The organism is Nocardia barduliensis (genome assembly GCF_013315795.1).
GTDB classification, from domain to species: Bacteria; Actinomycetota; Actinomycetes; order Mycobacteriales; family Mycobacteriaceae; genus Nocardia; species Nocardia barduliensis.
The window spans coordinates 1-9,807 of record NZ_JABLTE010000179.1 but is presented as its reverse complement, the minus strand read 5'-3'; the positions used below and the strand labels follow the sequence as shown (position 1 = coordinate 9,807).

The 9,807-nt window shown below is 70.0% G+C and carries 15 protein-coding genes; 8 read left to right on the top strand and 7 right to left on the bottom strand.

Annotated features, from left to right (window positions below; all coding sequences use genetic code 11):
• On the bottom strand, window positions 1-496 hold a 496-nt coding region (locus HOV91_RS37300), incomplete at its 3' end, for a nucleoside/nucleotide kinase family protein (RefSeq protein WP_174189916.1).
• Window positions 497-611: 115 nt separating this feature from the next.
• Between HOV91_RS37300 and HOV91_RS37295 the strand changes: the two genes are divergently transcribed.
• The 3 genes from HOV91_RS37295 (at window position 612) to HOV91_RS37285 (ending at window position 3,069) form a co-directional block, all read left to right on the top strand.
• Window positions 612-1,433, top strand: a complete 822-nt coding sequence (locus HOV91_RS37295; RefSeq protein WP_174189915.1) for an acyl-CoA thioesterase — start codon at window positions 612-614, stop codon at window positions 1,431-1,433.
• Between the two features lie 66 nt (window positions 1,434-1,499).
• On the top strand, window positions 1,500-2,150 hold the full coding sequence (pdxT, locus tag HOV91_RS37290) for a pyridoxal 5'-phosphate synthase glutaminase subunit PdxT (RefSeq protein ID WP_174189914.1): 651 nt from the start codon (window positions 1,500-1,502) through the stop codon (window positions 2,148-2,150).
• A 166-nt stretch (window positions 2,151-2,316) separates the two neighbouring features.
• Entirely contained in the window at window positions 2,317-3,069 is a 753-nt protein-coding gene (locus HOV91_RS37285) for a YebC/PmpR family DNA-binding transcriptional regulator (RefSeq protein WP_043727721.1), read from the top strand.
• Here HOV91_RS37285 and HOV91_RS37280 read toward each other — a convergent pair.
• The 4 genes from HOV91_RS37280 to HOV91_RS37265 form a co-directional block, all read right to left on the bottom strand.
• Entirely contained in the window at window positions 3,066-3,569 is a 504-nt protein-coding gene (locus tag HOV91_RS37280) for an SRPBCC family protein (RefSeq protein WP_174189913.1), read from the bottom strand. The two genes, HOV91_RS37285 and HOV91_RS37280, sit on opposite strands and share 4 nt — an antisense overlap.
• On the bottom strand, window positions 3,566-3,793 hold the full coding sequence (locus HOV91_RS37275; RefSeq protein ID WP_174189912.1) for a hypothetical protein: 228 nt from the start codon (window positions 3,791-3,793) through the stop codon (window positions 3,566-3,568). Before HOV91_RS37275 ends, HOV91_RS37280 begins: the two co-directional genes overlap by 4 nt.
• The gene (locus HOV91_RS37270) at window positions 3,790-4,164 is read right to left on the bottom strand and encodes a metalloregulator ArsR/SmtB family transcription factor (protein WP_174189911.1); all 375 of its coding nucleotides are present in this window, start codon (window positions 4,162-4,164) and stop codon (window positions 3,790-3,792) included. The genes HOV91_RS37275 and HOV91_RS37270 overlap by 4 nt, the downstream gene beginning before the upstream one ends.
• Before the next feature lie 113 nt (window positions 4,165-4,277).
• On the bottom strand, window positions 4,278-4,484 hold the full coding sequence (locus HOV91_RS37265) for a DUF5988 family protein (RefSeq protein WP_043694250.1): 207 nt from the start codon (window positions 4,482-4,484) through the stop codon (window positions 4,278-4,280).
• 268 nt (window positions 4,485-4,752) lie between these two features.
• Here HOV91_RS37265 and HOV91_RS37260 point away from each other — a divergent pair, with 268 nt between their 5' ends.
• The 5 genes from HOV91_RS37260 (at window position 4,753) to ruvB (ending at window position 8,308) form a co-directional block, all read left to right on the top strand.
• On the top strand, window positions 4,753-5,277 hold the full coding sequence (locus tag HOV91_RS37260) for an O-acetyl-ADP-ribose deacetylase (RefSeq protein WP_174189910.1): 525 nt from the start codon (window positions 4,753-4,755) through the stop codon (window positions 5,275-5,277).
• Between the two features lie 242 nt (window positions 5,278-5,519).
• Window positions 5,520-5,972 (top strand): acyl-CoA thioesterase, encoded by a 453-nt coding sequence (locus HOV91_RS40730; protein ID WP_174189909.1) that lies wholly within the window; start codon window positions 5,520-5,522, stop codon window positions 5,970-5,972.
• 75 nt (window positions 5,973-6,047) lie between these two features.
• On the top strand, window positions 6,048-6,617 hold the full coding sequence (ruvC, locus tag HOV91_RS37250) for a crossover junction endodeoxyribonuclease RuvC (protein WP_174189908.1): 570 nt from the start codon (window positions 6,048-6,050) through the stop codon (window positions 6,615-6,617).
• Entirely contained in the window at window positions 6,614-7,219 is a 606-nt protein-coding gene (ruvA, locus tag HOV91_RS37245) for a Holliday junction branch migration protein RuvA (RefSeq protein ID WP_174189907.1), read from the top strand. Before ruvC ends, ruvA begins: the two co-directional genes overlap by 4 nt.
• A gap of 6 nt (window positions 7,220-7,225) precedes the next feature.
• The gene (gene ruvB, locus HOV91_RS37240) at window positions 7,226-8,308 is read left to right on the top strand and encodes a Holliday junction branch migration DNA helicase RuvB (protein WP_174189906.1); all 1,083 of its coding nucleotides are present in this window, start codon (window positions 7,226-7,228) and stop codon (window positions 8,306-8,308) included.
• 30 nt (window positions 8,309-8,338) lie between these two features.
• Here ruvB and HOV91_RS40725 read toward each other — a convergent pair whose 3' ends face one another.
• Entirely contained in the window at window positions 8,339-8,902 is a 564-nt protein-coding gene (locus tag HOV91_RS40725) for a DivIVA domain-containing protein (RefSeq protein WP_174189905.1), read from the bottom strand.
• A gap of 151 nt (window positions 8,903-9,053) precedes the next feature.
• Window positions 9,054-9,677: a TetR/AcrR family transcriptional regulator gene (locus HOV91_RS37230; RefSeq protein ID WP_174189904.1), complete on the bottom strand. Its 624-nt coding sequence runs from the start codon at window positions 9,675-9,677 to the stop codon at window positions 9,054-9,056.
• Window positions 9,678-9,807: the final 130 nt, after the last annotated feature.

The following is a 9,807-nucleotide window of genomic DNA, read 5'->3' as shown; positions in this document are numbered from 1 at the left end:
GCGGGGTATTGCGGCGCAGCGCGGCCTCGGACAGGTCGAGGCGGACGCTCAGATCGGCGTCCAGGTGGCGGCCCGCGAGCATCGGGCCCGCGAGGACGATCGTGGTCGCGGGCGGCGCCGTGCGGATCGCGGCGCGGGCGGAGCGGTCGGCGGCTTCGTCCCAGAGCGCGGGCAGCCACCGGTCGTGCCGCCGGAGCGCGTCGACCACTTCGCGGCGCAGCGCGGCGTAGTCGAACCACGCGGTGCGATAGGACAACTCGTCGGTGCGGCCGAACTCCATGCGCAGCGAGGCGGGGCGCACGTAGTCGTGCAGGGAGACCACCGCGGCGGACCGCCCCGCCGCGCGCAGCGCGTCGGCGATCCGGCCGGCGAGCGCTACCGGCTGGGCAGCGTCCGCGCCGTCGACGGCGATCACCGTGTGCGAGCGCGCGGTGCGGACGGGATGGATCACCTGCTGGACGAGGCCGTCGCGGGTGATCGGCGAAAAGCGTGGCACCTGTCCATCTCAGCAAAAGAGCGTCCGGGGGGACGGCGGGGGGAGCGCGGGTGTTGCCGAGGGTTCACCGGTGGTCGAACTTCGCTCCCGTGGGCGGCCGGGATAATGTCAGCGCATGGCGACAATCGAAGAGGCGCTGGAGATAGAGCGGCTCGAGCGGGACATCTTTCGTGGCGCGTCCACCAAGACCCAGCTCCCGCGCACGTTCGGCGGCCAGGTTGCCGGCCAGGCGCTCGTGTCCGCGGTGCGGACGGTGGAACCGCGATTCCAGGTGCACTCCTTGCACGGGTACTTCCTGCGTCCGGGCAATCCGCAGGAACCGACCGTCTACCAGGTCGAGCGCATCCGGGACGGCCGCTCGTTCTGCACCCGGCGGGTGACCGGCATCCAGGACGGGGCCGCGATCTTCACCATGTCGGCCTCGTTCCACGTCGGTGACCAGGGGCCGGAGCACCAGGACGTCATGCCGGACGTGCCCATGCCGGAAGATCTCCCCGACGCGAGCACCGAGATGAGTCCGGAACGGCTGTGGGCGATGCGCGAATGGGAACACTGGGACATCCGCATGGTTCCGCAGGAGAACGTCTCCCGCCGCGACGGCGTGGTCTCCCAGCAGCAGGTGTGGTTCCGCTACCGGCACCTGCTGCCCGACGACCCGCTGGTGCACGTGTGCACCCTGGCCTACATGAGCGATATGACGCTGCTGGGATCCTCGAAGGTCGTCCACCCCGACGAGCCGACCCAGAACGCCTCGCTCGATCACGCGATGTGGTTCCTGCGACCGTTCCGCGCCGACGAATGGCTGCTCTACGACCAGTCCTCGCCGTCGGCCGGTTTCGGCCGCGGCCTGACCGGCGGCAAGATCTTCACCCGCGAGGGCACGCTGGTGGCGGCCGTGGTCCAGGAAGGCCTCATCCGCACGTTGCGCGAGGACTGACCGCGACGTGCGCCGGACGGTGACCGTGAGCAGGCCCACATCGGTACGGCTCGTAAGCTTTCCGAGGTGAACGCTACCTCGGTCGCGGCACCCGCCGCCGACGCCGGACCGGCACGGTCCCGTCCCACCATCGGCGTGCTCGCGTTGCAGGGCGATGTCCGCGAGCACGTCGCCGCGCTCGCGCGCTGTGGCGCCGAGCCGGTGCTGGTCCGGCGCGAGTCGGAGCTCGCAGCGGTGGACGCGCTGGTGCTTCCGGGCGGCGAGTCGACCGCGATCAGCAAGCTGCTGACGGTGTTCGAGCTGCTGGAGCCGCTGCGCGCCCGGCTGCGCGAGGGCATGCCTGCCTTCGGCTCTTGCGCGGGCATGATCCTGCTCGCCTCCGAGGTGCTCGACACCCGACCGGACGCCGAGCACCTGTCCGGCATCGATATGACGGTGCGGCGCAACGCGTTCGGCCGCCAAGTCGACTCGTTCGAAACCGATCTGCCGTTCGCCGGGCTCACCGACGGCCCGGTGCGCGCGGTGTTCATCCGGGCGCCGTGGGTCGAGCGCGCGGGCGAGGGTGTCGAGGTGCTGGCCACCGTGCCTGCCGGTCCGGCCGCGGGGCGGATCGTCGCGGTGCGGCAGGGCAACGTCCTGGCCACGTCGTTCCATCCCGAGGTGACCGGCGATCTGCGGGTGCACCGGATGTTCGTGGAGCTGGTCCGGTCGGCCTGACGGGCGAAGGCGGTTCGCGACTCGCGCCCGGCCGGTCGAAGCCCTAGCCGGGGGCCGGTTGGTACGACCGCGGGGGCCGCCCGAGTAGGCTGGGGAAACTGTCCGCCCGGCCGTGCCGGTACCGTACACACGACCAGACGTGCCATCGACCTGAAGGAAGTAGGGAATGAGCGGCCACTCCAAATGGGCCACCACCAAGCACAAGAAGGCTGCGATCGACGCGAAGCGCGGCAAGCTGTTCGCGAAGTTGATCAAGAACATCGAGGTGGCGGCCCGGACCGGTGGCGGTGACCCGGATGGCAACCCGACGCTGTACGACGCCATCCAGAAGGCGAAGAAGTCGTCGGTCCCCAACGACAACATCGAGCGCGCGCGCAAGCGCGGCGGCGGTGAAGAGGCGGGCGGCGCCGACTGGCAGACGATCATGTACGAGGGCTACGGGCCCAACGGCGTGGCCGTGCTGATCGAGTGCCTCACCGACAACCGCAACCGGGCCGCGGGCGAGGTCCGGGTCGCGATGACCCGCAACGGCGGCAACATGGCCGACCCGGGCTCGGTGGCCTACCTGTTCCACCGCAAGGGCGTCGTCACGCTGGAGAAGAACGGCCTGTCCGAGGACGACGTGCTGCTCGCGGTGCTCGACGCGGGCGCCGAGGAGGTCAACGACCTCGGTGAGTCGTTCGAGATCATCAGCGAGCCCGGCGATCTGATCGCGGTGCGCACCGCGCTGCAGACCGCCGGTATCGACTACGACTCCGCCGAGTCCGGCTTCCAGCCCTCGGTGTCGGTCGCGGTGGACGCCGACGGCGCCCGCAAGGTGATCAAACTGGTCGACGCGCTCGAGGACAGCGACGACGTGCAGAACGTCTACACCAACGTCGACATACCGGACGAGGTCCTCGCCCAGCTCGACGACTAGTCGATCAACCGCGCGTAGTACTCCTGCAAGGCGGGATAGTAGTGCGCGAAATCGGGGCGGTCGGTCTGCGCACGGGCCGCCCCGAGCATGTCCAGGTAGTACTCCCAGCCTGGGCCGACCTCGGGAATCTGGGCCATCTCGGTCTCGGTGCGCAGATGGTGGGTGAAGCGGAGTTCGGTGCTTCCCGCCGTCTCGCGCAGGGCCAGCTCCAAGTGCCAGGAACCGTTGTCGTCGACCGCCCACACGGCGAGACGGTGCGGCGGCTCGCAGGCATCGATGCGCATCTGTATCCACGGCTGCTCGTCTTCGAAAGCCATCTGCACCTTGATCATTCGTCCCGGCCCTGCTTCGCCCTCCCACGGTCCGAACCAGCGCGCGGTGCGGTCGGATTCGGTGACGCTCGCCCAGACGTCCTCGATCGGGGCGCGGTAGGTGCGGATCAGCACCAGATCCTTGCCCGCGTCGGCGGGAAACAGTTGTCCCGTGGGTCGCTTGGTCATGCGGTGTCCTTTCCGGCATGAGCGGGGCCCTGCGTGGTGACGCTGCGCTGCCGCCTCCGGGCCTGACCGCTCATGCTGTATCTGTTGTCGGCATGTGCGGGGTCCTGCGTGGTGACGCTGCGCTGCCGCCTCCGGGCCTGACCGCTCATGCTGTATCTGTTGTCGGCATGTGCGGGGTCCTGCGTGGTGACGCTGCGCTGCCGCCTTCGGGCCTGACCGCTCATGCCGTGTCCTCGCGGGGAGTGTCCGCGCGTGGGGTGTCCTGGTCGCCGGTGCGACGCTCGCGTCTGGTCCGGTAGACCTCGGTTTCGAGTGCGTCGAGGTGGTGCGCCCAGGAGGCGGGCTGCTGGAAGCGCGCGAGCCATTCGGTGATTGCCGACAGCGGGCCGGTGTCGAGCACGTAGAAGCGCTCCCTGCCCACGAGTTCGTCGCGTACCAGCCCGCTTTCCCGCAGTACCCGCAAGTGCCTGCTGACGGCGGGGCGACTGATCGCGAAATGCCCGGCGATCTCTCCGGCGGTGCGCCGGGCGCCGACGAGCAATTCCATGATCTCCCGGCGTACCGGATCGGCGATCGCGCCCGCCACCTCGTCCACGACAAAAGCGTAACCAAGTGGTTACGCTTTTGTCCAGGGGCTTCCGCGGCGAATTCGGTCGGATCTTCGCGGCCGGTCGGCGCGTCACCGCCGCCGGGGAGGGAGGGCCGTGCTCACTCCGCGATCTTCGTGCGATCGCACCACTCGTAGACGCGCAGTCGCCCTTCGGAGGTGTCCTGTTCCCGCTGGGTGACCTTGAAATGCTCGTATCCGCCTCGGAACGGCACCTTCAATTCCACCCCGGGCGGGGTGATCGGGACGATACGTGTGGGCAAGTCTTGCGGCCCGCCTTCGAGGACAGCTTTCGCACCAATGCTCATCCTCGGATGGTAGAAGCGCCGACGCCCTGATCGTGGGAGATTTCAGGGCACGGTGAGTACTAATTTGCCGACGGTTCGCCCAGAGCACGCGCCTTCGCCGCCTCCGCCGGCGGGAACGACCGAGCTTCGGGCGCGGGATTCCGCGAACTCGGCCGAGGCGCGCGTACCGGCGTGCGAAGTGTTCGACCAGCATCCGGACCGCGCGCCTCGGCCGTGGTGCGTGTCGCTCGCGGTGCTCGCCCACCGTGGCCGGGGCAGAATGCGAGGCATGGTCGAACTGGTGCTGGTGCGCGGTGACATCACCGAGCAAGAGGTCGACGCGGTGGTGAACGCGGCGAACTCGTCGCTGCTCGGTGGCGGGGGAGTCGACGGCGCGATCCATCGGCGCGGTGGCCCGGAGATCCTGGCGGAGTGCCGCAGGTTGCGCGCGTCCCACTACGGCAGGGGCCTGGCGACCGGTGCCGCCGTGGCCACCACGGCGGGCCGCCTGCCCGCGCGGTGGGTGATCCACACCGTCGGGCCCGTGTGGTCGGCCGACGAGGACCGTTCCGCCCTGTTGGCCTCGTGCTATCGGGAATCCCTGCGCGTGGCGGACGAATTGGGGGCGCGGACGGTGGCGTTCCCGGCGATCTCCACCGGCATCTTCGGCTGGCCGATGGACGACGGCGCCCGGGTCGCCGTCGACACGGTCCGGACGACCGAGACGGCGGTGGTGCAGGCCCGGTTCGTTCTCTTCGACGAGCGCGCTCACGCCGCGTTCGCGCGACAGGTCGCCGGGAGCGTCGAACCCTAGCGCCGCCGCGCTTCTCCAGCCGATTCGCCGTCGAAGCCGACGAGCGTGCGCGCTACGGCCGGCGATCGATGACCATCCGCTGCGGCGCCGCGCTGCTCTCGCTGGACGCCACCGCGAAGGCGATCCCGCGTCCACGGAAACGGCCCGTGCGGTCTCCGGCCGTGGCGGCAGCCGTGCGCGCGCATTTCGCCCCGGGTCGGTGGCACGGCGAACTTGTCGGTGCCCACTGGCATAGTCGGCCCGTGTCGTTCAGTACCCGCATCGAAGTCCGGGTGTCCGATCTGGATCCGCAGTTGCATGTCACCGGCGCGGCCTATCACCAATTCGCCGACCACGCGCGGTTCGCGTGCGTCCAGGCGGCGGGCGTATCCGTCGACGAGCTGATCGCGTCGGGTCTCGGGCCGGTCAACCTGGAGACGATGCTCCGCTTCCAGCGCGAATTACGCGGTGGCGACACCGTGGACGTGTCGTGCGCCTGGCAGTGGGGGCAGGGCAAGACCTATCGGGTCGAGCACGTCCTGACCCGGGCCGACGGGGTGGTCGCCGCGACGGTGACCCACGTCAGCGGCTTGCTCGATCTGACCGCCCGGCGCTTGATCGCCGATCCCGCGCGGCAGTGGGCGGCGCGTGCGCATCATCCCGAGTTGCTCGGGTTGCCGGGCACATCGGGAGCAGTGGCGCTCCTCGGCGGCTAGCTGTGTCGCTGGAGGGCGAAAGGGCAAGCCTCCGCTAGACTCTCGAACAATTGTTCGTGTCCGGAAGGGGTTGTCGTGCGGGTGATGGGCGTCGATCCCGGACTCACCCGCTGCGGCCTCAGCATCGTCGACGGCGGTCCGGGGCGGAAGGTCACCGCCGTGGACGTCGGCGTCGTGCGCACGCCCGGTGACATGGATCTGGCCCATCGCCTGCTCGCGGTGGCCGACGCCGCCGAACGCTGGATGGACACCCACGAGCCGGGGGCCGTCGCCATCGAACGCGTCTTCGCCCAGCACAATGTGCGTACCGCCATGGGCACCGCGCAGGCGGGCGGAGTGATCGCGCTGGCCGCGGCACGCCGGGGGATCCCGGTCGCCTTCCACACGCCCAGCGAGGTCAAGGCGGCGGTGACCGGCAACGGCAGCGCGGACAAGAAGCAGGTCACCGCGATGGTCACCCGCATCCTCGGCCTGCAGGCCGCGCCGAAACCGGCGGACGCGGCGGATGCGCTGGCGCTGGCGATCTGCCATTGTTGGCGGGCGCCGCTGCTGGAACGGATGGCCGCGGCGGAGGCCAAGGCGGCCGCGGCGCAGCGCCGGTACATCGAACGGCTGGCCGAACAACGGAAGGCGGTGCGCGGGTGATCGCGTCGGTACGCGGTGAAGTGCTGGAAATCGCCCTCGACCACGCGGTGCTCGAGGCGGCCGGCGTCGGCTACCGGCTCAACGCCACCCCGTCCACCCTGGCCGGGCTGACCTGTGGCGAGGAGGTCAGGCTCTACACCGCGATGATCGTCCGCGAGGACTCGATGACGCTCTACGGTTTCGCCGACACGGAGGCCCGTGACCTGTTCGGCCTGCTGCAAACCGTCTCCGGCGTCGGCCCCCGCCTCGCGATGGCGGTACTGGCCGTCCTCGAGCCAGAGGCGCTGCGCAAAGCACTGGCCGAGAGCAATGTGGCGGCACTGACCCGAGTGCCCGGCATCGGCAAGCGCGGCGCCGAGCGCATGGTGGTCGAACTGCGGGACAAGGTGAATCTCGTTCCGGTGCCCTCCGGTGCGCCCGGATCTGCGTCCGCGGCGGTGCGCACGCCGGTGCGCGATCAGGTCACCGAGGCGCTCGTCGGCCTCGGTTTCGCTGCCAAACAGGCCGAACAGGCGATCGACGCGGTGCTGGCCGACCAGCCCGCCGCGGACACCTCCGCTGCTCTGCGCGCCGCGCTCGGCCTGCTCGGCAAGAACCGGTAAGGCGTCATGGACCACCACGAAGAACCTGACGAATCCCAGGTCAGCGCCGGTTATCTGAACTCAGACGGCGAGATCGAGGCCAGTCTGCGCCCGAAGTCGCTGGACGACTTCATCGGCCAGCCCCGCGTGCGCGAACAGCTCGCCCTGGTGCTGCGCGGAGCGAAGCAGCGCGGCGGCACGCCGGACCACGTGCTGCTCTCCGGCCCGCCGGGTCTCGGCAAGACCAGCATGGCGATGATCATCGCCACCGAATTGGGCACCGCGCTGCGGATCACCTCGGGTCCCGCGCTGGAGCGGGCGGGGGACCTCGCCGCCATGCTCAGCAACCTGGTCGAAGGCGACGTGCTGTTCATCGATGAGATCCACCGGATGGCCCGCCCCGCCGAGGAGATGCTCTACCTGGCGATGGAGGACTTCCGGGTGGACGTGGTCGTCGGCAAAGGGCCGGGGGCAACCTCCATCCCCCTGGATATCGCGCCGTTCACCCTGGTCGGCGCCACCACCAGGTCCGGGGCGCTGACCGGGCCGTTGCGCGACCGCTTCGGTTTCACCGGGCACATGGACTTCTACGAGCCGGGGGAGCTGCTGCGCATCCTGCAACGTTCGGCGCACATCCTCGGCGTCGTCATCGATGAGGAGGCGGCGGCCGAGATCGCGGGCCGCTCCCGCGGCACGCCCCGCATCGCCAACCGCCTGCTGCGCCGGGTCCGCGACTACGCGGAGGTGCGTGCCGACGGCCGGATCACCCGCCCTGTCGCGCAGGCCGCGCTCGAGGTCTACGACGTGGACGTGCTCGGTCTGGACCGTCTCGACCGGGCGGTGCTCGGCGCGCTCGTGCGCAGTTTCGGCGGTGGCCCGGTCGGGGTGTCCACCCTCGCCGTGGCGGTCGGGGAGGAGGCCGCGACCGTCGAAGAGGTGTGCGAACCGTTCTTGGTGCGCGCGGGCATGGTCGCGCGCACACCCCGCGGCCGGGTGGCCACGGCCGCGGCCTGGGAACACCTCGGCCTCGTCCCGCCGCCCGACCTGGTCTTCGGCTCCATCGAAGTGCGCGGTCGCGAGCCGCATCCCACCCTCGACCTGTTCGAGTGAACCGCGCCGTCGGCGCAACGCGGTGGCCGGTCAGCAGCGATGGCGCAGTGCGGCGGCGACCAGATCGAGGAAGGCGTCGACCTCGTCGCGTTGATAGCCGCGAGTACCGACGCGGGCCTCGGTGAAGCGAACGGTCCGGACGTCATCGATGGTGAGGCTGCCCGGTCCGCCGTGCACGAGAGTCGCGGCGACCAGGTCGAGGAACGCGCCGACCTCGTCCTCGTTGTATCCGCGCTGTCCCACCGGGGCCTGGGTGAAGCGGATGCGGCGCACGTCGTCAGGGGTGAGCATGGGATGGCCGTTGCCGTTCGCGGCGGGCACCGGCCGGACGCCGCGCTGCCGGAACTCCAGCTCGGTGCGCAGCTGATCGAGGTATTCGTCGACCTGGTCGGCGCGATAGCCGCGCTGGCCGAGCCGGGGCGGGTCGAAGCTGACCCGGCGCAGCTCGTCCGCGGCGAGCGCGCCCTGCCCGGCCAGGGTCGCGGCGACGAGTTCGAGGAAGGCGTCCACCTCGTCCGCGTGGTAGCCGCGATGCCCGAGCGTCGAAATCGCGAATCGGGTGCGGCGCACGTCCTCCGGGGTCACGGGCGACATTCTGTCAGGCTCGGTGCGCCGGACCGCTTTGAAGGAAAGTTTCGGAATTCCTTGGCCTTTTGCGAACAAGGGCCGTCCCCCTGGCGAAGCGTCGGATCAGTGCGCCTCACCCTAGCGCCCGGTGGTGGTGTCAGGGGGATTGCCGAGCCGCTCAATCCTTGCGAACGCCGTCCACGAGCAGGCGGCGGATCGCCTGGTTGAGTCCGGCGATCGCGGCCTCGTCCGGTTCACGCAGCGAGTGCACGATGCCCGCGATCAGCATGCCGGTCACCGCGCGCGCGGTGTTGCGGGTGTCCAGGTCGGCGCGCAGGTAGCCCAGCTCGACCCCGTGGTCGAGATAGCCCGCGGTGAGCGCGTCGGCGGTGTCGAGCAGTCCGTACAGCCGCTGGGTGAGTTCGTCGTCGATGCCGGTGGCGTGGAACAGCAGCAGCTGGGCAACCCTGCGGTCGGCCAGCAGGATCTCGGTGAGCGCCACGCCGATGCGGTCGATCTGGGCGCGGTATTCGTCGAGGGTGGCGGCGGCGTCCGGGGCGTTCTCGGTGCCGAGGGCGGCGATGATGCGCGCGGCCAGATCGTCGATCACGTGGTCGATGATGTCGCGCTTGTTGCTGAAGTACCGGTAGAAGGTGCCGTGCCCGATGCCTAGATGCCCCGCGATGTCGGCGATGCCGGTGGCGTGATAGCCCTTTTCGGCGAAACAGATGAATGCGGTGTCGATGATCTCCTGGCGCAGTTCGGCTTTCCGTCGCTCGGCACGCGTGGATGGCTTCGTCACCTAGCCGATGATACAGTCGTCACAAGCGGAATGATGTGTCATTCCGTGATATGTGGTTCAGCTAGCAGGAGGTTCGGTGTGGCGCCTCAATACGACGCGGTCGTGGTCGGTGCGGGGTTCGGGGGCATGG